Origin of the sequence: Hymenobacter aquaticus (genome assembly GCF_004765605.1) — a bacterium.
Lineage (GTDB): Bacteria > Bacteroidota > Bacteroidia > Cytophagales > Hymenobacteraceae > Hymenobacter > Hymenobacter aquaticus.
The window spans coordinates 2,340,844-2,364,531 of the sequence record NZ_SRLC01000001.1 but is presented as its reverse complement, the minus strand read 5'-3'; the positions used below and the strand labels follow the sequence as shown (position 1 = coordinate 2,364,531).

General features: G+C 62.9%; 19 protein-coding genes. 6 read left to right on the top strand and 13 right to left on the bottom strand.

Annotated elements, in window-relative coordinates:
- Nucleotides 1-112 precede the first annotated feature (112 nt).
- A complete protein-coding gene (locus E5K00_RS09740) occupies nucleotides 113-1,768 on the bottom strand; it encodes a S8 family peptidase (RefSeq protein ID WP_135463029.1) in 1,656 nt (551 codons plus the stop codon).
- Nucleotides 1,769-2,219: 451 nt separating this feature from the next.
- Between E5K00_RS09740 and E5K00_RS09735 the strand changes: the two genes are divergently transcribed.
- From E5K00_RS09735 to E5K00_RS09720, 4 genes are all read left to right on the top strand, one after another.
- On the top strand, nucleotides 2,220-4,778 hold the full coding sequence (locus E5K00_RS09735) for a PIG-L family deacetylase (RefSeq protein WP_135463028.1): 2,559 nt from the start codon (nucleotides 2,220-2,222) through the stop codon (nucleotides 4,776-4,778).
- 566 nt (nucleotides 4,779-5,344) lie between these two features.
- Nucleotides 5,345-6,025: a phosphatase PAP2 family protein gene (locus E5K00_RS09730; RefSeq protein WP_135463027.1), complete on the top strand. Its 681-nt coding sequence runs from the start codon at nucleotides 5,345-5,347 to the stop codon at nucleotides 6,023-6,025.
- 513 nt (nucleotides 6,026-6,538) lie between these two features.
- Nucleotides 6,539-6,667 carry a hypothetical protein gene (locus E5K00_RS23195; protein ID WP_262710075.1) on the top strand — a complete coding sequence of 43 codons (129 nt, stop codon included), beginning with the start codon at nucleotides 6,539-6,541 and terminating at the stop codon, nucleotides 6,665-6,667.
- Nucleotides 6,664-8,370 carry a sodium:solute symporter gene (locus tag E5K00_RS09720; protein WP_135463025.1) on the top strand — a complete coding sequence of 569 codons (1,707 nt, stop codon included), beginning with the start codon at nucleotides 6,664-6,666 and terminating at the stop codon, nucleotides 8,368-8,370. The genes E5K00_RS23195 and E5K00_RS09720 overlap by 4 nt, the downstream gene beginning before the upstream one ends.
- A 275-nt stretch (nucleotides 8,371-8,645) precedes the next feature.
- Here E5K00_RS09720 and E5K00_RS09715 read toward each other — a convergent pair whose 3' ends face one another.
- The 8 genes from E5K00_RS09715 to E5K00_RS09680 all read right to left on the bottom strand — a co-directional run bounded on the left by E5K00_RS09715 (nucleotide 8,646) and on the right by E5K00_RS09680 (nucleotide 16,053).
- Nucleotides 8,646-9,533: a DUF2911 domain-containing protein gene (locus E5K00_RS09715; protein WP_135463024.1), complete on the bottom strand. Its 888-nt coding sequence runs from the start codon at nucleotides 9,531-9,533 to the stop codon at nucleotides 8,646-8,648.
- An 87-nt stretch (nucleotides 9,534-9,620) separates the two neighbouring features.
- Nucleotides 9,621-10,133: a YcxB family protein gene (locus tag E5K00_RS09710; protein WP_135463023.1), complete on the bottom strand. Its 513-nt coding sequence runs from the start codon at nucleotides 10,131-10,133 to the stop codon at nucleotides 9,621-9,623.
- 11 nt (nucleotides 10,134-10,144) lie between these two features.
- Nucleotides 10,145-10,654 (bottom strand): hypothetical protein, encoded by a 510-nt coding sequence (locus E5K00_RS09705; protein ID WP_135463022.1) that lies wholly within the window; start codon nucleotides 10,652-10,654, stop codon nucleotides 10,145-10,147.
- A gap of 14 nt (nucleotides 10,655-10,668) precedes the next feature.
- On the bottom strand, nucleotides 10,669-11,226 hold the full coding sequence (locus E5K00_RS09700; RefSeq protein ID WP_135463021.1) for a YcxB family protein: 558 nt from the start codon (nucleotides 11,224-11,226) through the stop codon (nucleotides 10,669-10,671).
- A 26-nt stretch (nucleotides 11,227-11,252) separates the two neighbouring features.
- Nucleotides 11,253-11,543 (bottom strand): hypothetical protein, encoded by a 291-nt coding sequence (locus E5K00_RS09695; protein ID WP_167856820.1) that lies wholly within the window; start codon nucleotides 11,541-11,543, stop codon nucleotides 11,253-11,255.
- A gap of 452 nt (nucleotides 11,544-11,995) precedes the next feature.
- Complete coding sequence (locus E5K00_RS09690) at nucleotides 11,996-13,831, bottom strand: ABC transporter ATP-binding protein (RefSeq protein ID WP_210114290.1); 1,836 nt, start codon at nucleotides 13,829-13,831, stop codon at nucleotides 11,996-11,998.
- Nucleotides 13,832-13,989: 158 nt separating this feature from the next.
- Nucleotides 13,990-14,460 carry an energy transducer TonB gene (locus tag E5K00_RS09685; RefSeq protein ID WP_135463019.1) on the bottom strand — a complete coding sequence of 157 codons (471 nt, stop codon included), beginning with the start codon at nucleotides 14,458-14,460 and terminating at the stop codon, nucleotides 13,990-13,992.
- A 114-nt stretch (nucleotides 14,461-14,574) separates the two neighbouring features.
- On the bottom strand, nucleotides 14,575-16,053 hold the full coding sequence (locus E5K00_RS09680; protein ID WP_135463018.1) for a sodium:solute symporter: 1,479 nt from the start codon (nucleotides 16,051-16,053) through the stop codon (nucleotides 14,575-14,577).
- Between the two features lie 353 nt (nucleotides 16,054-16,406).
- Here E5K00_RS09680 and E5K00_RS09675 point away from each other — a divergent pair, with 353 nt between their 5' ends.
- Nucleotides 16,407-17,852, top strand: a complete 1,446-nt coding sequence (locus E5K00_RS09675) for a T9SS type A sorting domain-containing protein (protein WP_135463017.1) — start codon at nucleotides 16,407-16,409, stop codon at nucleotides 17,850-17,852.
- A 77-nt stretch (nucleotides 17,853-17,929) separates the two neighbouring features.
- Here E5K00_RS09675 and E5K00_RS09670 read toward each other — a convergent pair whose 3' ends face one another.
- The gene (locus E5K00_RS09670; protein ID WP_245328251.1) at nucleotides 17,930-18,982 is read right to left on the bottom strand and encodes an MBL fold metallo-hydrolase; all 1,053 of its coding nucleotides are present in this window, start codon (nucleotides 18,980-18,982) and stop codon (nucleotides 17,930-17,932) included.
- 63 nt (nucleotides 18,983-19,045) lie between these two features.
- Nucleotides 19,046-19,639, bottom strand: coding sequence for a hypothetical protein (locus E5K00_RS09665; protein ID WP_135463015.1), 594 nt, complete (start codon nucleotides 19,637-19,639; stop codon nucleotides 19,046-19,048).
- Nucleotides 19,640-19,772: 133 nt separating this feature from the next.
- On the opposite strand from E5K00_RS09665, the gene E5K00_RS09660 reads away from it, so the two are divergent.
- Nucleotides 19,773-20,426 (top strand): hypothetical protein, encoded by a 654-nt coding sequence (locus tag E5K00_RS09660; RefSeq protein ID WP_135463014.1) that lies wholly within the window; start codon nucleotides 19,773-19,775, stop codon nucleotides 20,424-20,426.
- Here the strand turns inward: E5K00_RS09660 and E5K00_RS09655 are convergent.
- Complete coding sequence (locus E5K00_RS09655; RefSeq protein ID WP_135463013.1) at nucleotides 20,423-21,637, bottom strand: MFS transporter; 1,215 nt, start codon at nucleotides 21,635-21,637, stop codon at nucleotides 20,423-20,425. The genes E5K00_RS09660 and E5K00_RS09655 overlap by 4 nt on opposite strands.
- A 115-nt stretch (nucleotides 21,638-21,752) precedes the next feature.
- Nucleotides 21,753-23,588, bottom strand: coding sequence for a M61 family metallopeptidase (locus E5K00_RS09650; RefSeq protein ID WP_135463012.1), 1,836 nt, complete (start codon nucleotides 23,586-23,588; stop codon nucleotides 21,753-21,755).
- Between the last annotated feature and the right edge of the window lie 100 nt (nucleotides 23,589-23,688).

Sequence of the window (23,688 nt, the reverse complement as noted above, 5' to 3'; positions counted from 1 at the left end):
TTCGCCGGCTCAGGATGACAGATGGTAGGCCAGATGATGGCCGGCGCGAAAAAACAAAAAGGGCTCCAGCCTGCGCCGGAGCCCTTTTCGCACTACTGTACGCTACAGTTACTTACTGGCCCGAGCTGCTGCCCTTCTGGGTTTGCTGGGTGGCCAGCTGCACGGCTTTGTAGAGGTTTACCACGCCGCCGGTGCTCGAAAGCTGGGTAAAATCAACGGCTTTTTTCTCGCCGGGCTGGGGCACTTTGGTGTGTACCGGCGCGGCCGACTGCATAATGATGCGCTTCAGCTCGGCGGCGGTGAGCTGGGGAAAGTACGACTTGAGCACCGCCGCTACGCCCGCCACCGTGGGGGCGGCCATGCTGGTGCCGCTTTCGTTGCCGTATTTGCTGCCGGGCATGGTGGAATAGATGCCCACGCCGGGCGCGAAAACGTCGACCTTCTTGCCGTAGTTGGAGAAGTTGGCCGTCAGCAGCTCGTCGTTGGTGCTGCCCGAGGCGCCGATGGTAATGAAGTTGGCATACGTAGCGCCCGACAGCGGCGTGGGAGCCGGGTAGTGCACCACCGCGTCGATGTTCTTTGACTCGTTGCCGGCCGCGTGCACCAGCAGCACGCCCTTGGCTTCGGCGTAGCGGATGGCCGCATCCACGGCGTCGCGGTGGGGCGAGTAGTATTTGCCGAAGCTCATGTTGATGATGCTGGCCCCGTTGTCGACGGCGTAGCGGATGGCGTTGGCCACGTCCTTATCGTGCTCGTCGCCGTTGGGCACGGCCCGCACGCCCATGATGCGCACCGAGGAGCCCGCCACGCCCTGAATGCCCAGGTTATTGTCGCGGTCGGCGGCGATGATGCCGGCCACGTGGGTGCCGTGCAGGGCATCGGGGCCGGTAATGTCGGCGTTGCCGTAGCTGCGGTCCTTGGTATTGTCTTCGTCGTCGCCGACGATGGCGCGGGGCTTGTAGTCCAGGTTCAGCGAGTATTCCAGGTGCTTCTTGGTTTCGGTGCCCGCGTCTTTGATCTGGTTGATGGCCGAGTCCAGATCAGGAGCCCCGGTGGCTACCAGATACTCATACATGGCCTTTTGAAGCTGCTTAACCCGCGGCTCATCCGTTTTTATTCCTTTAATAGCCGTGGTATCAACCTTTTCCACGTTCAGCATTATTTTCAGCTGTGCCGCGAGGGGAATAAGGTTGCCAAGGGTCATGTCAATGTCCTTGAGCTGCTGCTTCTCGTCGTCTACCTTCTCGGCGTAGTCCTTTTTTACCTTCTGGTAGAGGTCGTATTCGGCGCGCTTGGCGGCGGGCACGGCCGTGCGGGTTTTGCCCTCGTAGAGCGGCTTGAGCTTGGCCACCAGGCGGGTTTCCTCATACAGGTCAACGTCGACGTTGCGGCCGTCTTTGCCGCCCAGGAAGTTCCAGCCGTGAATGTCGTCCACGTAGCCGTTCTTGTCGTCGTCGATGCCGTTGCCGACGATTTCCTTGGGGTTTTTCCACAGCACGCGCTTCAGATCCTCGTGGGTGGTATCGATGCCGGCATCAATAACGGCCACGATGACGGGCGAGGCCGTCCGGTTTTTCAGCAGCTCGTCGTAGGTGCGCTGGGTGCTGATGCCCATCACCTTGTCCTTGGTCGGGTCGAGGTGGGTCCACTGCTGCACGGTGGGCGCGGGGGCCGGGGTGGGCGTCGCCGCGCTTTGGGCGAAAGTAGCCGCGGGCAGCAGCAGAGCCAGGCCCAGGGAAGTCAGAAAGGAATGCGGAAATACGCTCATGCGGCAGATAGTCGGGGAGAAGATGCGGGGAAAGATAGACCACTGACGCTAATTTGCCTGAACCGTTGCCGCGTCAGCGGGTTTTCAGCTCCCAACCATTCTCGGCCCGCTATATGTTCCCGATGGTGCCGGCGACTGGTGTTTAACCTGTCATTTCCCCGTCTGTCATCCTGAGCAAAGCGAAGGACCTTCCTCACCTGAGTGACAAGCTCAATTCAACGTGACCAAGCTGTTGGCAACAGCGCAACAGCGTGGCAAATGCAAGGTGGCGTCTCTACATCGTTTAAACAGCCTGGTCACATGGGCAAGAACAGCAGTGGGGTAGGCGAGGAAGGTCCTTCGTTCCGCTTCGCTCCACTCAGGATGACAGACGGGGGCCAGCACAAACAACGCTACCCCAACGTCAAAACCCGCTTACCTTTACCGCCTCTTCTTTCACCTGCCCTTCCTCATGCGTCTGACCCGCCTCCGCGCCGCGCTGCTGGCCCTGCTTCTCTCTCCTTCCCTCACGCACACCTTCACCGCCACCGCCCAGGCCCCCAAAACCTACACTTCCTCGGAAATCCTGCTGGGCCTGAAAAAGCTGAACGTGCTGGGCTCGGTGCTCTACCTGGCCGCCCACCCCGACGACGAAAACACCCGCCTGATTGCCTACATGGCCAACGGCCGCCTCCTGGAAACCGGCTACCTGAGCTGCACCCGCGGCGACGGGGGCCAGAACCTCATCGGCCCCGAGCTGCGCGAAGGACTCGGCGTGATTCGCACCCAGGAGCTGCTGGCGGCCCGCCGCATTGATGGCGGCCGGCAGTTTTTCACCCGCGCCAACGACTTCGGCTTCAGCAAAACCGCCGAGGAAACCTTCACCATCTGGGACAAGGAGCAGGTCCTGGCCGACATGGTCTGGGTGATTCGGCAGCGCCGGCCCGACGTGCTCATCACCCGCTTCCCGCCCGACGCCCGCGCCGGCCACGGCCACCACACCGCCTCCGCCATCCTGGCCGCCGAAGCCTTCGACGCCGCCGGCGACCCCAAGCGCTTCCCCGAGCAGCTCAAGTACGTGCAGCCCTGGCAGCCCAAGCGCCTGTTCTGGAACACCGGCTCCTTCTTCGTGAAGCCCGGCGAAAACATGGACGGCTACCTCAAGCTCGATGCCGGCGGCTACAACCCGCTGCTGGGCCAGAGCTACGGCGAAATTGCCGCCCGCAGCCGCTCCCAGCACAAAAGCCAGGGCTTCGGCTCGGCCGCTACCCGGGGCGAGGCCCTGGAATATTTCCAGCCCGTGAAAGGCGCCAAGGCCGCCCAGGACCTGTTTGAGGGCGTGGACATGACCTGGAACCGGGTGCCCGGCGGCGCGGCCGTGGGCAAGCTAATTGACGAGGTGATTCGCAAGTATGACCCGAGTAACCCAGTGGCGAGCGTGGCGGGGCTGCTGAAGGTGCGGAAAGAGCTTACCAAGAACTGGCAATCAAGTGGGCAGGCGAATAAATTCTGGTCCGACGAGAAAGAAAGTGAAGTTGAACAGCTAATCAGGGCCTGTATGGGCCTATATCTGGAGGCAAATTCAGCACAGGCACAAATTGCAGTGGGGCAACCGCTGACAGTCAATCTGGATATCGTAAGCCGTGGGCCAGACGCAAATCGAAAAGTGAATTTTGTGCGCTTGGAATCGGTGCGTTTCCCAGAGGTGGGGCAGGATACAGCAATTAGCCGCTATTTAGACAAGGAAAAGCTTTTTACGATTCGCAAGAAGCTTATCCTGCCAACTACAGGCTCTTTAACCGAGCCCTATTGGTTAAGTCAAACCGGCACTGTCGGCATGTACAGCGTAGCCAACCAGTTGCAGCGAGGCAAACCTGAAAACCAACCTGTTGCTACAGTGCAGGTGAAGCTGCTTGTCAGCCAAATGCAGGGGGTGGCCGGTGCAACAGACACCATTACATTTACCGTCCCTGTCCAGTATAAAAGCACCGACCCGGTAGAAGGGGAGAAGTACCGCCCGCTGACGGTGGTGCCGCCCGTGGCCGTCAACATCGGGGGCCGGGCCTACGTCTTCGCCGATAACCTGCCCAAAACCATCCCCGTGACCCTGCGCGCCGGGAAGGCCGGCGTGAAAGGCACCCTGGCCCTGACGCTGCCCGCCGGCTGGAAAGCTGAGCCCGCCACCGCCAGCTTCGACCTGGCCGCCAAAGACGCCGAGCAAACCGTGCTGTTCCAGGTGCAGCCCGGGGCCGGGGCCGCCGAGGGTAAATCGGAAGTAAAAGCCGTGGCTACCGTGGAGGGCCAGGCGTACTCGCGCGGCTACCAGGCCATTCAGTACAACCACATTCCGACCCAGACGCTGTTTCCCGAAGCCGTGGCCCCGCTCGTCAAGCTCGACCTCAAGCGCAAAGGCCAGGAAATCGGCTACCTGATGGGGGCCGGCGACGAGGTGCCCGACGCCCTGCGCCAGATCGGCTACAACGTGACTCTGCTCAAGCCCGAGGATATCCGCGCCGACTACCTGCGCCGCTTCGACGCGGTGGTGCTCGGCATCCGGGCCTACAACACCGTCGACCGGCTCAAAACGCTCCAGCCTAACTTGCTCCAGTACGTCGAAAACGGCGGCAACGTGGTGGTGCAGTACGTGGTGAACCGGGGCACGGTGCTGCCCGAAATCGGCCCGTACCCGCTCAAGCTCAGCTCCGACCGGGTGACGGTCGAAAACGCCGCCGTGACCTTCCTCAACCCCAAGCAGCCCCTGCTGAACTCGCCCAACAAAATCACCGCCAAGGACTTCGAAGGCTGGCAGCAGGAGCAGGGCCTCTACTACCCCAGCAGCTGGGACCCCAAATACCAGACCGTCATCAGCAGCCACGACCCCGGCGAAACCGCCAAGGAAAGCGCCATCCTCGTCGCCGACTACGGCAAAGGCCACTACATCTACACCGGCCTCAGCCTTTTCCGCGAGCTGCCCGCCGGCGTCCCCGGCGCCTACCGGTTGTTGACCAACATGGTGTCGTTGGGCAAGTAGGATTATTAATGCGCGAATGTGAGGAATGTGCCAAGGTGCCATTAGCGTAGCGGTATTATCAGGTACAAAAGCCGCGTAGCGGCAGCATGTCTATAGCGCCCGTCAGCAAGGTGTTGTTGAGCCGCGTAGCGGCAGCATGTCTATAGCGCCCGTCAGCAAGGTGTTGTTGAGCCGCGTAGCGGCGGCATGTCTATAGCGCCCGTCAGCAACGTGTTGTTGAGCCGCGTAGCGGCGGCATTGGTCGTCCACGCGGCATAATCGTGCGTCATGGGTCGTTTTATACCCATGCCGCCGCTACGCGGCTCAACAACACCTCGTTGTCGGATACTATAGACATGACGCCGCTACGCGGCTCAACAACACCTCGTTGTCGGATACTATAGACATGGCGCCGCTACGCGGCTCAACAACACGTTGCTGACGGGCGCTATAGACATGCTGCCGCTACGCGGCTCGACTCGTTTCCGCACGGCTCTTCCTCAGGCGAAAACGGAACGAACCACCCGCCGGGCTGGGTTTGCAAAGCGCCACTACGTAGCTTCACGTCTTCCACCCGCCGCCTGCCTATGCCGTGTCCCGCGCTGCTCACCCCGCGTCAGTTTCTGCGTCTTACCATCCTGCTGCTGCCCGCCTGCGCCCTGCTGATTGTCTTTTTCGACCAGCCCCTGGCCTTGTTTATCCACCGGCACGGCGCGGCCCTGCGGCCGTTTTTTGAGACGCTGACCAGCACCGCCGACCAGGCGCACGACGTGAGCATGACGCACGGGCTGGGTATTCCGGCCATTTTTCTGCTGCTGGGCGCGGCCTATGCCGTGGGCCGGTGGGTGCTGAAAAGTCCGGCCGCCGGCCTGTTTCTGGTGCTGCTGCTCACCCACGAGCTGAGCATGGTGGCGGCCCGGGTGCTCAAGGGCGTGCTGCTGCGCCTGCGTCCCGTGGCCCTGTTCGCCGGCTCCTACCACGACCTGGGCTTCGGCTACGACGCGCCCAACACCGGCTCGTTCCCCTCTACCCACACGGCCATCTATTTCAGCCTGTTTGCGCCCCTGGCCGTGGCCTACCCGCGCCAGCGCCTGCCGCTGCTGATCTTCCCCGTGCTCATCGGCCTGGGCCGCCTCGTGCTCGACATGCACTACCTCTCCGACGTGCTGTTCTCCGTCTGGCTCGTGGTGCTCTTCACCTTTCTGGCCGGCCAGCTGGTCCAATTGCCCGCCTTTGCCGGCCCCCAAGCAGCGCTGAGCCCGGAATAGCGTCTATCAGTACCAAGGCACCAAACCAGCCCGTCATGCAGAGGCGCAGCCGAAGCATCTCGCGGGCTGGTTAGGTCGAGCAGGGCGAGACATCTCGTGTGCAATGGTACTCGTCATGCTGAGCGGAGTCGAAGCATCTCTCCCGCAATGCGAATCAGCGGGCAGGGCGGTAAAAATGCGTCACAAGCCGGAGCCTTTAAGCCACATGCAAACAGTTCCGACCAACGGACAGCAAGCTCCTACCGTCCGCCAGATAGCCTCTACCGTCCGCCAGCTAGTTCCTACCGTCCGCCAGCTAGTTCCTACCGTCCGCCAGTCTTCTCCTACCAACCGCCAGATAGTTCCTACCGTCCGCCAGATAGCTCCTACCAACCGCCAGTCTTCTCCTACCACCGGACAGACATTCCCTACCAAGCGCCACATAGCTCCTACCAACCGCCCGCCATTCCCTACCAGTATCCAGCCACCGGAACCTATCTTGCCGCCTGATTCCGCCCTTTAACCTGCCTGCCCTTGCCCGCTGCTCCCGAAACTGATAAACCACCGCTGCTGCCCACCTGGCGGTCCTGGTACGCCCTGGTCATGGCCGCCCTGGCCGCCGAGCTGGTGCTATTCCTCATTCTCACCCGCGCCTTCGCATGAGTTTGCTCGACTGGCTGGTGCTCGGCGGCACGCTCTTGTTTATCGTGGGCTACGGCACCTGGCGCACCCGCGGCAGCCGCACCCTCGATGCCTACCTGCTGGGCAGCCGGCAGGCCAACTGGTGGGGCATCGGGTTGAGCATCGTGGCCACCCAAGCCTCGGCCATCACCTTCCTCAGCACCCCCGGTCAGGCCTACGACGACGGGATGCGCTTCATTCAGTTCTACTTCGGCCTGCCGCTGGCCATGGTGCTCATTGCCGCCGTGGCTGTGCCCATCTACCAGCGCCTGCGCGTCTTTACGGCCTACGAATACCTCGAAACCCGCTTCGACCGCCGGACCCGCACCCTGGCCGCCATCCTGTTTCTGGTGCAGCGCGGCCTGAGTAACGGCCTCTCGCTCTACGCCCCGGCCCTGGTGCTATCCGCCATCCTGGGCTGGAACGTCAGCCTGACCGTCTGGCTGATCGGGGGGCTGATGATCAGCTATACCGTGGCCGGCGGCACCCGCGCCGTGGCCGTCACCCAGCAGTGGCAGGTGGGCGTCATCTTCACCGGCATGGTCGTGTCGGGCTACTTGCTGGTGCACTACCTGCCGGCCAACGTGGGCTTCACCGAGGCCGTGCAGGTGGCGGGCTTCCACGGCAAGATGAACCTCATCGACTTCCACTTCGACCCCAAGGACCGCTATAACTTCTGGACCGGCATGACCGGCGGCCTCTTCCTGGCCCTGTCGTACTTCGGCACCGACCAAAGCCAGGTGCAGCGCTACCTCTCGGGGCAGAGTACCACCGAAAGCCGCCTGGGCCTGCTCTTCAACGGCTTGGTGAAAGTGCCCATGCAGTTCGGCATTCTGCTCATCGGCGTGCTGCTGTTCGTATTCTACCAGTTCAATCAGCCCCCGCTCACCTTCAACATTCCCGTGCGCGAGCAGATTGCCCAAAGCCCGCAGTATGCCCGGGGCCTGATGGAGTTGGAAAAGCGCCAGACCAGGCTGTTTCTGGCCAAGCGCGACGCCACCACCGAGCTGGTAGCGGCCCTGCAAACCGAAAACGACGACCTGATTGCCGCCGCCCGCGCCTACCTGCAAACCACGGAAGCCGCCACCCAGGGCCTGCGCGCCGACACCAAGGAGTTCCTGAAAAAGGCCGCGCCCACCGCCGAAGCCAAGGATACCGACTACATCTTTCTGAGCTTCGTGCTGCGCTACCTGCCCCACGGCCTGGTGGGCCTGCTCATTGCCGTGGTGCTGAGCGCCGCCATGAGCTCGGCCGCCGCCGGCCTCAACGCTCTGGCCAGCACCACCATCATCGACCTCTACAAGCCCAGCCGCCCCCACTTGGGCGAGCTGCACTGCGTGCGGGCCTCGCGCTGGGCCACCGTCGGCTGGGGCGTGCTGGGCATCGGCTTCGCCCTGTTTGCCGCCCGCCTCGAAAACCTGATTCAGGCCGTCAACATCCTGGGGTCCATCTTCTACGGCACCATTCTGGGCATTTTCGTGGTGGCTTTCTTTATGAAGAGCATCGGCAGCCGGGCCGTGTTCCGGGCCGCCATTGCCGCCCAGCTGCTCATCTTCCTGCTGTTCTTCACCACCGACATTGCCTACCTCTGGTACAACATCATCGGCTGCGCCCTGGTCATGGGCATCAGCCTGCTCAGCCAGAAGCTCCACCCCGAGCCGCAGCGGGTTCCTATGCGCGCCTGAGGAATGGGGGCGATGCGCCACTGCTTACTGCAGTGTAACGCGAAGTTCCACTTCGCGAGCCGGCCGCGCCGTTGCAACGACTGTCGTGCAACGCCTCGCGAAGTGGAACTTCGCGTTACAGCAAAAAGCCCTTTCCTACACGCGGTAGGAAAGGGCTTTCTGGTAAAAGGACGGGTCGTACTAAGCAGAAGACGGATTAGCTACGCGCTGCTCGCAAGGACACGAGTTCAGCATTAGCACATTCAACCACATTAGCACCTCAGCACATTACCCGGCTATTTGCCTTTCTTCGCCAGGGCAATCAGGTCCTCGTTCATCTTCACGTAGTCGGCGTTTTTGGCGTCGAGGGCCAGCTTGCGCGACTGTTCGGCCGAGGCCGTGGCGCCTTTGTAGTCCTTCAGCTTCAGCTTGATTTTAGCCTCGGTGTGGACGTTCCAGAACTTGGGGTCCTTCTCGTTGGCTTTCTGAATCCAGGTCAGGGCCTGCTTCAGGTCTTTGTCGTTGTCGTAGTAATACACGGCGGCGGCGGCCATGTCGTTGGCCGAGGCGTTGGCGTTTTTCACCACCTTCTCGTCAATCTGGGCCATTACCTTGGGGTCGACGTCGGTGCTGAGCTTGAACTTGGCGCCGGTCAGCTCCCACTGCATGTCGACGTTGGCGGTGGCCGGGGTCATGTCAGAGAAGCCCATGGTGAACGTTTCGGCTTTGGCGCCCAGCTTGTAGGTTTTGGCCGAGAAGCGCACCACGTCCTGGTCGTCCTTGAAGCCGTCCACGTCGGCACCCTGCTTGGTGCTTTTGTTGAGCACGACCAGCCATTCGGTCTTGTTCGGGATGGTGTAGAGGCCGTATTCGCCGGCCGGCACCTTTTTACCTTCCAGCGTCACGTCGTCCGAGAACTTGATGGTCGTGGTCTGGTTGGCACCCGTGCGCCAGCGCTTGCCAAACGGCACCAGCGTGCCAAATACGGCGCGGCCCTTGGCGCTGGGGCGGGAGTAGGTAATGGTCACGTCGGTGAGGCCCACGCGCTGGGTGACGGTGCTTTTGGGGCTGGCGGCGGGCGTCGTAATCTGGGCCGTGGCCGCTTCGCTCAGCAGCAGGCCGCCTACGAGCAGGGTAGCACCCAGGGTGCGGGAAGAGGATTTCAGAAGGGCAGTAGAAAGCATACGAGAGGAATTGTGGAGATTAATCGGGGTAAAAATAGCAAAACCCGCTGCATGCGCGGGTTTTGGAGCGGCTAATCGTGCGGGCCGCTACTTTATGGTCACGCCGCCGGCCCGCACCAGGCTCAGCAGCCCGGCCGCGTCGGCCGGACTTTGCACCCGCCGCAGATCCAGGAAATAGCCGCTGGCACTGCCCGTCATCAGCACCAGCCAAGCGCCGATGTGCCAGGCTTCCTGCACCGCCGGCCAGCTAAGCTCCTCCTGCACCAGCTCGTTCTGCACCGCGAGGCCCGTTTCGCTCACCGCATACCGCGTCGGGGCTTGCAGCACTGTAGCCCTCCGGTACTGCTTGCGCATACTGAACCACAGCAGCACGGGCCAGCCCACCACGAAAGCGGCCATGAACAAGCCCACTTTGCTAGTTGCCCAAAGCTGCGCCAGGGAGGCCTGGCCGGTGAGCAGCACGTAGAGCACCGTCAGCCCCGACAGCGCGGGCAGCAAAATGAACCACAGCGTCGGCTGCTTCTTGAACAGCAGGCGCAGATTGGTGCGGAAATATTGCGGGAAGGACAAACGGACTTCCGGCAGCGTAACGACGGGCATAAGCAGGGAAATTACAGGGAACGAAGGCCGTGAAGCCGGAACAGCTGGTCTACCTCGGCAACGGTAGCCGGGGCCCGCAGGCAGCCGGGGTCGAGCAGAAAGCCGGCGGCGGCGGAAGCGGCCAGGTAATACCACCCATCAATCTTGCGGTAGCCCAGCACCGCCGCCCAGCTGGTAGTGCCGCGCCAGATCGGGCTGTCGACTTGGATGCCCTGGTCGGTTAGGGTGTAGGTGGCGGTGGCTTGCAGCAGCGGGCTGGCCTGGTACTGGTGTTTCAGGCTGCGGTTGAAGTTGAACACCGCGTAGGCCAGGGCCAGGGCCGACACCGCCAGCCCCGTCCCGATGAGCACCGGCACGGTAGACGGGTCATCCTGGCCGGAAGCCACGCTCCAGAGCGCCGCAAAGACCAGCAGGGGCAGCAGCAGAAACCGGTACCAGCGCTGTTTCAGCGCAAACCGGTGGTTGATTTTTTGAAACTCGGGGTAGGAAATCCGCACGTCGGCGAAGACAATAGGCTGCATCGGCGCAAAGATGGCTATTCTGCCGCCGTTGCCGCCGCCGGCAGCAGTGCCCGCAGCTCGTCGGCCGTAGCCGGCTGCTCTATCCGGTTCAAATCCAGGTAGTAGCAGTGCTCCACGGACGTGTAGAGCAGCAGCCAGTGGCCCACGGGCTGAATACTGTAGAACTCCTGCCAGCGGTAGAACCGGCGCTTGCCCGCCTGCTCGACATAGATGCCCCGCGCCTCGGCCGCGAAGCTAGTGGAAGCCTGCTGGGCCGGGCCTTGCCGGTAGGCGCGGCGGTATTCCCACCACTGGTGCAGCAGGCCCAACGCTGTGCCCACGGTAGCCAGCACCAGCCAGCCCACCAGCTTTTTAGGTTGGAGCCAGAAGCTGCCCGCGGCCCCGGCCGCCACCACGGCGGCCCAGCGCTGCACTTTCATCTTCCACGGGTCGGCGGTTTCGGGCTTGGGCGTCTCCTGCGCGGGGTGGCGCCGGCGCTGCTGCTCCTGGTGAATGGCTTGGTACTCGGCGAAGGAAACGGCAGTGGGGGCTACCTGAACGGGAGCGGAGCGAGAAAGGGCAGCAGTCGGCAAGGAGGCTAAGCGTTATTGGGTAGCAGTTAGTAAGATTGGGCATCTGTTAATAAGCTGAACCGGTTAATCCCCTGCTTTTGCAGCAAGCCAGTAATATGCTTAAGCTGCGCAAAGCTCAGGCGCCGGTCCGCGCGGATTCCGAAAAGGGGCATATGATTGAATTCTGCTTGGTAGGCGCTAATGCTGGCGGCAACGTAAGTCGAAAGCTGGTCGTCGCTGGCTCCATGAGGAATGCCCACGGTAAAGGTAAGCCGTTGGGCCGGGGAAGCTGCCAGCCAGGCCGGTAGCTGCTCCACGCGCTGATCCAGAAAGGGCAACTGCCCAACTTGCCGCAACTGGGCCGCCGAAAGCGCCCCGCTGCTGGGCCACCCGCTGAATCAGGGCGGTTTGTAGAGCCGTATCTTGTTCGGTATCTAGGTAAACGCGGTTCTTGGCGTCAATAGAGAGTACTATCATCGGACTCTCGGTGAGGGTGCAGACTGTGGATCTGTGGGTTCCGGTGGGCACCTCGACTGGCGGAACGGGCAGCTTGAACCGGCCGCCGGAAGCCATCATCAGGGCGCATAGTATGAACATAATTCCAGCCCAAGGACCCAAATCGGGCAGGCTTGGCACAGGGCGGCGAATACGGTATACAGTGCTGCTGGCCATAGGTATCGGCGTAAACCGATAAGATAGCAATAAGCCAGCATACAACGAAAAAGGACGAAGCCCCGCTTCGTCCTTTTATTAACTACAAAATCCGACTAATTCATCTAAAGTCCGTGGTCTAGCTCAGCTCGAACTGCAGCTTGAGCAAATTCGCGTACAGCCCGTTTTCACTGCTGCTCAGCTCGTCGTGGGTGCCCTGCTCCACGATGCGGCCCCCGTCGATAACCAGGATCTTGTCGACTTTGCGGATGGTGCTCAGGCGGTGGGCAATGATGATGCTGGTGCGGTTCTGCATCAGCTCGTCCATGGCCTGCTGCACCAGCTTCTCACTTTCCGAGTCGAGGGCCGAGGTGGCTTCGTCCAGGATCAGGATGGCGGGGTTTTTCAGGATGGCCCGGGCAATGGCGATGCGCTGGCGCTGTCCGCCCGAGAGCTTCACGCCCCGCTCGCCCACCAGCGTGTCGAGGCCCTCGGGGAAGGTGGAAATAAACTGCCAGGCATTGGCCTTGCGCGCCGCCAGCACGATTTCCTCGTCGGTGGCGGCGGTTTTGCCATAAGCAATATTTTCCCGGATAGAGCCGCCGAAGAGCAGCGTTTCCTGGGGCACGATGCCGATGTGGCGGCGCAGCTCGGTCAGGTCGTAGAACTGAATGTCGCGGCCGTCGATGAGGATTTTGCCGCCGCTGAGCTCGTAGAACTGCATCAGCAGCTGCACGATGGTGCTTTTGCCCGCGCCGCTGGGGCCCACCAGGGCAATCTTCTCGCCGGCCTGAATGTCGAAGTCGATGTTCTTGAGCACCGGCAGATCGGGGCGGGTGGGGTAGCTGAAGGCCACGTTGCGGTACTCGATGTCGCCGCGCACCAGCAGCGGGGCGGTGCCGGCCACGCGGGGCCGGTGGGTGGGCTCACTGGGCTCGTCCAGGATTTCCAGAATCCGCTCGGAGGCGCCCAGCGTGCTTTGCACCTTGCCGTACAGCTCGCCCAGGCCGCCCACGGAAGCTCCGATAAAGATGGTATAGAGGGCGAAGGAGGTCAGGTCGCCGATGGTCATCTGGCCGGCGGCGACCAGCGTGGCGGCCCGCCACAGCACCAGAATAATGCCCCCGAACAAGCCGATGATGACAAACGACACGAAGCCGCCCCGGTAGAGGTTGCTGCGCAGCGCGGCCTGCACCGTGCGCGTCAGAGACGAGGTGTAGCGCCGGGTTTCAAACTCCTCGTTGGTGAAGGCCTTCACCGTGTTGATGCCCTGCAGGGTTTCTTCCACGATGACGTTGGTTTTGGCCAGCTCGTCCTGGGTGGCCTTGGCCAGCACCCGGATTTTGCGGCCGAAAATCATGGCTACCACCACGATGGGCGGAAACGTGAGCAGCATAAACAACGACAGCTTCACCGATACCAGCATGATAAAGGTGATGCCGACTATCAGCGTCATGACCTGCCGGAACAGCTCGGCCAGCGTCAGGGAAAACGAGTCCTGGATCTGGCCTACGTCGGAGGTGATGCGCGAGGTGATGGCGCCCACGCGGTGCTTCTCGAAGTAGGGAATGGGCAGGGTCACGAACTTGCGGTAGAGGGCCTGCCGGATGTCGCGCACGGTAAACTCGCTGACCTGGGTAAACAGCCAGATGCGGCCAAACGAGAAGGTGCCCTGCAACAGAATCACGGCAAACAGGCCGGCGGCAATCTGGGTGATGCTGACCGCCGTGCCGTTGGGCAGCACGAAGGGCTTGCCGTTGGCCGTGTCCGTGAGCTTGCCAATCACCCAGGGAAAGGCCATGGTCGTGGCGCTGGACAGCGTGAGCAGCACGATGCCGACAATGAACTTAAGGCGGTAGGGCAGCACGTAGCGGAAAATCCGCAGGCCGTGCCGGAAGCTTTCCTTGGTAATTTTCTTTTTGGGCACATCCGGATCGAGGGTCGTGCCGCTGGTATTCATTCCACTTCTGGCCATTCTGGGTACTTAGTGCGTGGTGCTTGGTGCGTGGGGGGTAGGGAGGGGCGGGAGCAGGCTAAGGGCAGCGGTAAGCAGCTGCGAAAGACATGGGAGCCGCTAGCGGCCGGATTTATTTATCTAATGACCAGCCCGTAAACAGGCCGCACGACAAGCATTTACTCAAATTTCGTTTTGCCCGGCTCTACTTTCAGCGTGCTGGCGTCGGCGAAGGGCACGGGCAGCTGCACCTGAATGGCGACGGGCTGGCCCTTGCGGGTGGCGGGCTTCCAGGCCGGCATCAGGCCCAGCACGCGCAGGGCTTCGGCGTCGCACTCGGGGCTGAGGCTTTTCACCACGCCGGCGTTGCTCACCCGTCCATCGGCCTCGATGGTGAAGCGGGTGAGCACCGAGCCGGTAACCTGCTTGACGCGGGCCGCCTCCGGATACTTTACCTGCTGTTGAAAAAACTCGCTCAGCTTTTCCGACCCGCCCACAAACTGCGGGGGCACGTCGGGCCGGTTGGCGGCGGGGCGGGCCTGGGCCTGCATGTGGCCGGGCTTCAGCACCACGGGGGGCTGGGCCGGCTGCTGGGCCTGGGCGCGCAGCGCCGAAGCTACGGCCAGCAAAATGAAGAAAAGATGTTTCATGGAAGCAACGCGCGTAAAAGCCGCCGGAATAGTCCGGAGCCGCTCTGGCTTTCGTGCCCCGCAAAGGTACGTACGGAAAAGCCAAGCCAACGGCTTCTGCTTAAACAACCTGCGCTAGGCAGGGTTCAATTCGGCGGCGGGCGGGCGCGAAATGGCCAGCAGCCCCAGGAAGGTCAGCAGGCCGTTGACGAGCAGAATCTCGAAGCCAAACTCGTAGCCGCCCAACCAGGCTTTGGAGTTGGCGTTGAGCACGTAGCAGAACACCGGCGGCCAGGCGCACATCCAGGGCACGTAGCTGTCGTGGAGCATGCGCCGGGTGAAGATGCCGAAGCTGAAGAGGCCCAGCAGCGGCCCGTAGGTGTAGCCGGCGGCCTTGAACACGGCCGAAATCAGGCTCTGGTCGTTGAGCAGGCGGAAAATCAGGATGATGATGACCAGCACCACCGTAAACATCAGGTGGGTGCGCTGGCGCAGCACGCTCTGCCGCGCCTCGGGGTACTTGCTGATGGTCAGGAAGTCGACGCAGAAGGAGGTAGTCAGGGCCGTCAGGGCCGAGTCGGCGGAGGAGTAGGTAACGGCAATGATGCCCAGGATGAAGACGATGCCGGCAAACAGGGAGAAGTGCTCAGTGGCCAGCAGCGGAAACACGTCGTCGCCGATAACCTTGCCGGCGGCATTCACCGGCAGCGCAATGCCCTTGGCGGCGGCGTACTGGTAGAGCAGCACCCCGAGCGAGAGAAACAGCATGTTGACCGGCACCAGAATCAGGGCAAACCAGAACATGTTTTTCTGGGCGTCCTTCAGGGAGCGGCAGCTCAGGTTTTTCTGCATCAGGTCCTGGTCGAGGCCGGTCATGACGATGGTGATGAACATGCCGGAAATGAACTGGGTCCAGAACTTGCGCGAGTCGGTCCACTCCCAGAAAAAGATGCGCGACATCTCCGACTCCCGCACCGTGGTAATCACCTGCTTAAAGCCCAGGTTCAGCTCGTCCGAAATCAAATACACCGAGATGCCCACCGAGGTCAGCATGGCCAGGGTCTGGAAGGTATCGGTCCAGAGAATGGTTTTCAGGCCGCCCCGGAAGGTGTAGAGGTAGATCAGCAGGATGCTCACGGCCACCGTGACGGCGAAGGGCACGCCCAGCTCGTCGAATACGGCCACTTGCAGCACGCCGGCCACCACGTAGAGGCGCAGGGCCGCCCCGATGGCCCGGGAAATCAGGAACAGCGCAGCCCCGGTCTTGTAGCTCCAGAAACCGAAGCGCTGCTCCAGGTAGGTGTAAATGGACACCAGATTGAGCTTATAGTAGAGCGGCAGCAGCACGGTGCCAATGACCAGGTAGCCTACCAGATAGCCCATGACCACGGCCATATAGCTCCAGGCCTGGGCCTTAACCATGCCGGGCACCGATATAAAGGAGACGCCCGAGAGGGAGGTGCCAATCATGGCGAAGGCCACCATGTACCAGGGCACGTTGCGGTTGGCCACGAAGAAGCTGGCGCTGGTAGCCTTGCGCGAGGTGAGCAGGGCAATGACGATCAGAATGGTGAAGTAGCCGGCAATCAGGCTCAGAACCAGGGTAGGAGACATACGAATCGGAATGGGCCGGTAAAGATACAGCCCCGCGCCGGACTGGCGGGAAAAGTTAACTGTCGGCCCGATTGTAGGATAAAACCAAGGAGGGCCGCGCCGGGAGTTGCCGGGGAAGGTGGCGGGTAGATATAGACTAGGTATAGACTTTGGGTAGGGTAGGCCGTGAACAGACGTGAAGAGGGTTTTAGCACTATAGCCGGAAGAGGCGCTGCCGCGGCCGAGACTGTCGGTGGGGCGAGCCAGGGAATGGCTAACCGGGTAGCGGCTATGATTTTAGGCCTTGGATAAGGGCAGAGAGAAGCCCCGTGCGTAGCTTTGTAGCTGGTTACGTTTACACATCAGCTTTTTCTATGAAAAAACAACTACTTATCGTGGCCTGCGGGCTATTGGCGGGTGCCGGGGCAATGGCCCAGCAGCGGCCGGAAATGAAGCTGCGGGAGCCGTTCGAATTACCCAAAGAACTCCGGCAGGAGCTGGCCCAGCGGGGCGTTGCGCAGCCCACGGCTGCCGCGCGCAGCACTACGGTGCGCAAGCCCGGTAAAACCACCATCTACCAGTGGAGTCCGCTCACGCAGTGGTCGGCCACGCCGATGGTGGAGCTGAACACCTACGACGCCAGCGGGCAGGTAACGCAGGTGGTGGAGCGGGACTCGGTGACGCAGCGGCCCAGCACCCGCTACAGCTGGGCCTACAATGCCGCCGGCCAGCAGACCCGGAACCTGATTGAGAACTGGAACGGCACAGCCTGGCAAAACCAGACGCTCAGCCTAGACTCGTACAACAGTGCCAGCAGCCTGACCGAGCACCTGGAGCAGAAATGGGTGAACGGCGCCTGGCAGAACGTATTCCGGGCGACGGTGCAGTACGACGCGCGCAACCACTACGTAGCCTGGAGCAACGAAGATTGGCGGAACAATGCCTGGGTAGCTACCTACGGCGGCCGCGCGACGGTGACGTATAATGCGGCCGGCGCGGTGGTGGAGGAAACCGAGGATCTGCTGAACACGGCTACGGGCACGTACCAGCCCAACCTGCGGCACGTCTATAGCTACGCCAGCGCCACGGCGCTGCTGCCAAACGGGCAGACCTCGCAGCACTGGGAAAACGGAGCCTACGTGAATCAGCAACGGGTAAACAACGCGGTGCGCGACTCGCAGGGCCGCGTGCTGACGTCGGAAAGTGAGCTGTGGCTGAACGGGGCCTGGCAGCTCAACAGCCGTTTCACGACCACCTATCTGGATAATGGCAGCACCCTGGGTTCGTTTGAGCGGCGGCAGAGCAATGCCTGGGTGCCCCTCTACCGTTACGCGCACATCTACGACCAGTGGGGCACCGAAGTGGAGAATGTGTCGGAGACGTTCACCAATAACGCCTGGACTATTCAGGAAGCATACCGCTACCTGCTGCGCTACAACGCCGCCCACGACCTGCTGGCTCGGGTGCGGCAGAACTACGACACCAACACGAAGACCTACGTCAACGGTGTCAAATTCACGTACAGCGACTTCCAGAGCATCACGCTGGGCACCCGGCCCAGCGCCGAGTTGGCCGCCGCCACGCAGCTCTACCCCAACCCCACCACGGGCCGCCTGACGGTAGCGTTGCCAGCCCAGGTTGGTCAGGGAGCGGCGGCGGTGGAAGTCGTGAACAGCCTGGGCCAGGTAGTGCAGCGCCAGGTGCTGCTGCCCCGCCAGGGCCAGGCCGCGCTGGATCTGAGTGCCTTGTCGGCCGGGGTGTACACCGTGCGCATCGGCACCGCCGCGGGCCTGGTGGTGAAGAAAGTCGTGCGCCAGTAAGCCGCTACTTCAGGCTCTGATGCCGAAAAGGCCCGCTCAAACAATTTGAGCGGGCCTTTTTGCTGGAAGGCGCAATGCTATTCCCACGTCGTCCAGGGCAGCACTTCGCCTACTTGGGGCGCGTGCAGCTCGGCGCGCAGCATGCCGCCCGTGGCCACGTCCTGCAGGGTGCGCAGGGGCTCGGAGGCCGGCTCGTCGCTCAGGTCGAAGGTGCCGTGGTGCATGGGCACCAGGTGGCCGGCGCGCAGCACGTTGGCCGCCTTGGCCGCCTCGTGGGGGTTGGTGTGGCTGAGCTGCATCATAAAGGCCGGCTTGTAGGCCCCGATGCCCAGCAGGCAGATGTCGATGGGCCCGAACTGCCGCTCGATGTCCTCGAAGTGGTCGGCGTAGGCCGAGTCGCCGCCGAAGTAAATCAGCTTGTCCTGGGTCCGGATCAGAAAGCTGCCCCAGAGCACCTGGTTCAAGTCGTTCAGGCCGCGGCGGTGCCAGTGGGCGGCGGGCAGGTAGTAGATTTCCAGGGGAGCTTCGGGGCCCAGGTCGTACTGCTGCCACCAGCCCGCCTCCTGCACTTGCAGCCCGGCGGCCATGCCGCGCAGCAGCGGGGTCATGCGCAACGAGGTCAGCACCTGTAGCCCAGGGTTCTGCCGGGCCACGAGCTTAATCGAGGCCTCATCCAGATGGTCGCGGTGGCCGTGGCTGAGCAGCAGCAGGTCGATGTTGGTAAGCTCCTCGGGACGGCAGGGCAGGGGGTGGCGGCGCTTCAGAAACGCGGAATCGAAGAGCAGTGGGTCGAAGAGCAGGGTGGTGTTCTCCGTACGCAGCACGAAGGTGGCGTGGCCCAGCCACACGAGCCCGTCGTCCTGGCCGGCCAGAAACTCCGAGCAGTTCACTACGTCCGGGGTCCAGGTATCGGCTTTCTTCTCCTCTTTCTGCGGGTTTTCGGTCAGGAATTTCCAGCGGAACACGTTGCTGAACTGCGGCGTGTATAGTGCCTCGCCGTTGGCAAACTGGCTGCCGAACAGCTTGTTGCCGGGGTAGTCGGGCTTGACGGTGCGCAGCGTCTCGTTGCGCAGATACGTAATACGGGCGGCCATGCGGGCAGTGGTCAGGAAGGAAAAATCGGGAGCCAAAGAAACAGCAAAGCCCCGGAAACTTCCCGGGGCCGGCGTATGCTGCGCGTGAAAAAGCTGGAATTAGTACCCGAACGGGCCGACCGAGTAGGGCGAGTAGCCGGGGGCCGCGCCGTTGGAAACCCGCACCCCGCCCGAGACGGTCATGTGTTCCGTGATTTTGAAGTCGGCCCGCATGTTTACGCCCGAGCCCATGTTATTGAAGCCCGCGTAGGGGTTTACGCCGCGGCCCAGCGTGGCCGGCGTCAGGTCTTTCCAGGCCGAGCCTACCAACGTAACGCGCGGCGAAAGGGCGTAAGCGCCGCCGCCCTGCACCACGTAGCGGTTCAGGCCGGCCAGCCCGATGGTGCGCGAGCCTTCGGGCGTCAGCATGCCGATGCCCGGCACGATGTGCATGTAGGTCAGGCCCGCAAACACCGAAAACCGCTTGGTCAGCTGGTAAGAAGCCAGGGGCGTGAGGTAGGAGGCCGAGCCAAACCGGCCCGCCGTAATAAAGCCCGCGTTCAGGCTATACGACGTGCGCGGCCCCGTCAGGCCCAGCTTGGGGGCTTCTGCCGACACGGGTACGGGCGTGGTGGGCAGCGCGGTAGTTTGGGCCCGGGCCGCGCCGGCCGGGAAGGTTAGCAGGGCCAGAACAGGGAGCGTAGAACGGAGCATAGCGGAAAAGCAATGAGGAAGTAACAAATAAGCGGCTGACCAAGATACGAAACCCCGGCGCAGGAAAAAGAATGCCCGGCGTGGGCCGGCTGGCAAAATTACGGTATCTAGCACCCTTTCCATTTGGCTGCGCATGACCGAATTCGTTTTCTACCAACAGTTTCCCAACCCGGAAGTTGCCGCCCCGCTGCTCGAGCTGCTGCGGCAGCACGCGGTGGCATTCGAAACCAGCTTCGACCGGCCCGCCTTCGACCCCAGCTTCGCCAACAACGCTACGAGCACCCATTTCGTGGTAAAGTTGCATCCCGGGGATTTTGAGCAGGCCCGGGCCCTGGAGGAGGCCCAGAACCAGCAGCTCACCGCCCAGGTGGCCCCCGACCACTACCTGTTCGCCTTCACCGACGCCGAGCTGATGGACGTGCTGCTCAAGCCCGACGAGTGGAACAGCTTCGACGTGACGCTGGCCCGCCAGATTCTGCAGGAGCGGGGCAACGTCATCAGCCCGGAAGCGGCCCGGCTGCTGCGCCAGCAGCGCAACGCCGACCTGGCCCGGCCCGAACCGTCGCAGAAAGCCTGGATTGCCTGGGGCTACGTCACGGCCCTGCTGGGTGGGCTGTTTGCCTTCTTCATCGGCTGGCACCTGCACACGCACCGCAAAACCCTGCCCGACGGCCGCAAGGTCCACGCCTTCACCGCCCCCGACCGGGCCCACGGCCTGCGCATCATGGTCCTGGGCGCTATTATGGTGCTGGTGCTGATCTGCTTCCGGATTTACTTTCCCGACTAAGCCGCCGGCCGCAGGCTGCGCCACGCCTGCCAGGCTACGGCGGCCATGCAGGCGGCAAACCAGGCAAAGGGCAGCTCCAGGCGCACCACCGACAGCCCGCCGCACACCAGAATAGTAGCAAAGCTGGCCAGGCCCTGCACCGCCTGGTTCAGCCCGAAAATCTCGCCCCGGTCTTCCTCCGTAGTGCGCTGGGCCAGCAGCCCCTCCAGCAAGCCCTGAATCAAGGACAGCGTCAGGCAGTCGAGGGTGATAATGAGGTAGAGCAGGGGCCGGGAAGCGCCTACCAGCCCGTAGGCCGCCAGCACCGGTACGCTCACCAGGGCCAGCCGGAAAATGGCTTTGCGCTGGTTGATCCGGTCGGCGAAATACGTGTAGAAGATGTAGTTGATGGCAATGCTGAGGCTACCGAAAAACATGAAAAAGTACGACAGCGCCTGCGCGTCCATGCGCTGCGGCCCCAGGCTGGCAAAGGGTACGAAGTAGAAATAATAGCCCGTGCTCATCGTCAGAGCCACCTGCATCCATACAATGGCCCGCAGGCCCCGGCCGGACGTGTCCTTGGCCTGCAGGCGGCTCCAGATGGTCAGCACGTTGACTGAGCGGCTCAGCTCGGCGCGCAGCTCGGCCCCGCGCACACCGGTGCGCTGCGTGTGGGTTTCGCGCAGGGCCAGACTGAGCAGCACGTTCAGGGCGGCCAGGGCCACGGCCAACCCTACCACGACGCTGGCCTGCCGGCCCGGGGGCACGGCCAGCGTGGTAAGCAGCACGCCGGCCGCCATCGGGCCCAGCACGAAGCCCAGGGAAATAATGGCGCCCTCGATGCCCAGGTTTTTGAACAGGTCCTCCTTGGCCGAAACGTCGGTAATGGCCGAGCGGACGGTGGCGTACATGCCGTTGGTGAGTCCGTCGCTCAGGCGGTTAGTGAAGTAAAGCCCGGCCCGCACCGGCAGCAGCAGGCAGTTGGCCAGCAATGTGCCCAGGGCCGCCACAATCAGAATGGGCCGCCGCCCAAAGCCGTCGGAGAGCTTGCCCAGCACCGGGGCCGAAAACAGCTGCACGCCCAGAAACAGCGCCGTGCCCACCGACAGCCACAGCTGCGGTTGGGGCAGTCCGCGCACAAACTCCGGCATAATCGGCCCAATGGCCGCTCCCACAATGACATCCAGCAGGATAATGGCGTAGAGCAGCCGCAGGCGGGAGTCGCGGGGCATGGAGTGGGGGACGAAAACGGGAAAATCGTACAGGCAGGCGGAAGCCCGGAGAGCAAATACGCTAATAAAGAAGGGACGCCAGCATCTGGCGTCCCTTCTTCAGGCTAAGCAGCGGCTACCTGGCTTTGCCGTTCAGCCAGTCGGCCCGGAACTTCTTCATGGCTTTGGTTACGGGCCGCTGCACCGTTTCGTAGGGTACTACTTCCAAGGTCGGGTCCTCGGTCAGGGTGAGCTGAGCGGTGCGCAGGCCGCCCCGGGTGCGGTATTCCACGGCCACCACGTCGCCGGGCTTGCGGGCCGCCAGCAGCTCCTGCACGGCTTTGGGGCTGCTCAGGCGCTGCCCGTCGATTGTGCGCAGCACGTCTTCCCGGTCGAGTCCGGCCTGGTAGAGGGGGCTGCCCAGAAACGGCGTGCCGATGGAGGCGGTGCTGTCGGCGGAGTTGAAGCTCAGGCGGCTGCCCAATGCCACCTGCCCGGCGCGGGCGCGGCGCACTAGCAGGCCGGCCGGGGCCAGCAGCTCGTCAAACTTCGGCAGCTCGTGGCCCAGGATGTGCTGGCGGAAAAACTGCCCGGCGAAGGCCGTGTCCTTGCTTACCTGGCCCAGCACCCGCTGCAAATCGGCCAGGGTGTAGGGCTTGGCCGGGGCGTAGTTCTGCTGCTCCTTGCCGTGCTGCTCCCACATGGCCCGCATGTAGGCATCGAGCGTGGTTTTGTGGTTCTGGCGCAGCAGCAGGTCCAAAGCCAGGGCATTGGCCCCGCCGATGTAATAGTACGACAGATACGTGTTGCTGCGGTTGTTGGGGTCGATGGCGGCGGCGGCATCCACGAAGGGGGCCTGCTGGCTCATCTGCACCGGCGAGTAGCGGGCGGCTCCCGGCGCGGTCAGCAGGGCGCTAACCAGCCCCGACAGCGCCTCCTGGCAGTACTGCTCGTCGGAGTAGATGCCAGCCCGGCGCAGCAGCAGCTCGCCGTAGTACTGGGTGAAGCCCTCGGCAAACCAGAGCGAGTTGCTCATGTTGGCCCGGTCGAAGTCGAAGGGCTCCAGGTCGCGGGGGCGGATGCGCTCCACGTTCCAGGCGTGGAAAAACTCGTGCGACACGGTGCCCAGGTTGTCCAGCGCGCCGGGGCCGCGCAGGGGGCGGTTGCTGGTCAGCGAGGTCGAGTTGCGGTGTTCCATCCCGTCGCCGCTGGTTTGGGGCAGGTAGTTGGCCACGAAGGTGTAGCGGCCGAAGTCGTAGGCGGGCAGCTCGCCGAAGACGGCGGCGGCCTCCCGCACGATTTTCTTGGTTTGCTCCACGTAGGCGTCCAGCTCGGCATCGGTGCCCTCGTGCAGCACCGCCATTTCGATGGTGCGGCCCTGCTGCTGCCAGGTGCGCACTTTCTGCGGCCCCAGCGAGGTCGGGCTGTCCATCAGGTACTGCATGTTGGGCGCGTAGTAGGTACCCTTGGCGGCATCGGGGCGCAGCTGGGTGGCGGCCTGCCAGCCGGCCGGCAGCTCAAACTTCACCTCCGCCGGCCGCTGTTCCTGGCCTTTGCCGTAGGCCAGCGTGGCGGGCATGTTCAGGTGGGCGTGCACCTGGTCGATGCCGGCGTAGGTGCCGTCGGTCCGGTCGCCAAACAGGGTGTAGGTGAAGCGCACGGTGCCGTCGTGGCCGCTCACGTCCCAGCCGTAGGGGTCGGGCCGGCTGATGGCCAGGGCTTTGCCTTTCGAGTCGGTGGCTTTCACGTCGTACACGTTTTTGGCAAACTCGTGCAGGGCGTAGCGGCCCGGCGAGCTGCGGGCCATGCGCACCTGCAAGGGGCCACTGGGCAGCTCCGAAAACACGACCGTTACCTGGGCTTCGTGGTGTACCGCATTTGGAAACGCGACGCTGTAGTGAACGGGGGCCTGGGCCAGGGCCGCGACGGGCAAAGCCAGGGCCAGCAGGAGAGTGGCGGCAGATTTCCGCATAGATTCAGGAAGGAGTAAGCAAGGATGGATGCCTAAAAATAGGGCGGCTGGGGCTAGTTAGGCGCCTACGGCCCAATAGATTTTCCGCATCCAGCGCAGA

What these genes read in the sequence shown, in the direction of transcription:
- E5K00_RS09740 (WP_135463029.1), bottom strand. Translation starts at nt 1,768, where the DNA reads ATGAGCGTATTTCCGCATTCCTTTCTGACTTCCCTGGGCCTGGCTCTG.
- E5K00_RS09735 (WP_135463028.1), top strand. Translation starts at nt 2,220, where the DNA reads ATGCGTCTGACCCGCCTCCGCGCCGCGCTGCTGGCCCTGCTTCTCTCT.
- E5K00_RS09730 (WP_135463027.1), top strand. Translation starts at nt 5,345, where the DNA reads ATGCCGTGTCCCGCGCTGCTCACCCCGCGTCAGTTTCTGCGTCTTACC.
- E5K00_RS09720 (WP_135463025.1), top strand. Translation starts at nt 6,664, where the DNA reads ATGAGTTTGCTCGACTGGCTGGTGCTCGGCGGCACGCTCTTGTTTATC.
- E5K00_RS09715 (WP_135463024.1), bottom strand. Translation starts at nt 9,533, where the DNA reads ATGCTTTCTACTGCCCTTCTGAAATCCTCTTCCCGCACCCTGGGTGCT.
- E5K00_RS09710 (WP_135463023.1), bottom strand. Translation starts at nt 10,133, where the DNA reads ATGCCCGTCGTTACGCTGCCGGAAGTCCGTTTGTCCTTCCCGCAATAT.
- E5K00_RS09705 (WP_135463022.1), bottom strand. Translation starts at nt 10,654, where the DNA reads ATGCAGCCTATTGTCTTCGCCGACGTGCGGATTTCCTACCCCGAGTTT.
- E5K00_RS09690 (WP_210114290.1), bottom strand. Translation starts at nt 13,831, where the DNA reads ATGGCCAGAAGTGGAATGAATACCAGCGGCACGACCCTCGATCCGGAT.
- E5K00_RS09685 (WP_135463019.1), bottom strand. Translation starts at nt 14,460, where the DNA reads ATGAAACATCTTTTCTTCATTTTGCTGGCCGTAGCTTCGGCGCTGCGC.
- E5K00_RS09680 (WP_135463018.1), bottom strand. Translation starts at nt 16,053, where the DNA reads ATGTCTCCTACCCTGGTTCTGAGCCTGATTGCCGGCTACTTCACCATT.
- E5K00_RS09675 (WP_135463017.1), top strand. Translation starts at nt 16,407, where the DNA reads ATGAAAAAACAACTACTTATCGTGGCCTGCGGGCTATTGGCGGGTGCC.
- E5K00_RS09665 (WP_135463015.1), bottom strand. Translation starts at nt 19,639, where the DNA reads ATGCTCCGTTCTACGCTCCCTGTTCTGGCCCTGCTAACCTTCCCGGCC.
- E5K00_RS09660 (WP_135463014.1), top strand. Translation starts at nt 19,773, where the DNA reads ATGACCGAATTCGTTTTCTACCAACAGTTTCCCAACCCGGAAGTTGCC.
- E5K00_RS09655 (WP_135463013.1), bottom strand. Translation starts at nt 21,637, where the DNA reads ATGCCCCGCGACTCCCGCCTGCGGCTGCTCTACGCCATTATCCTGCTG.
- E5K00_RS09650 (WP_135463012.1), bottom strand. Translation starts at nt 23,588, where the DNA reads ATGCGGAAATCTGCCGCCACTCTCCTGCTGGCCCTGGCTTTGCCCGTC.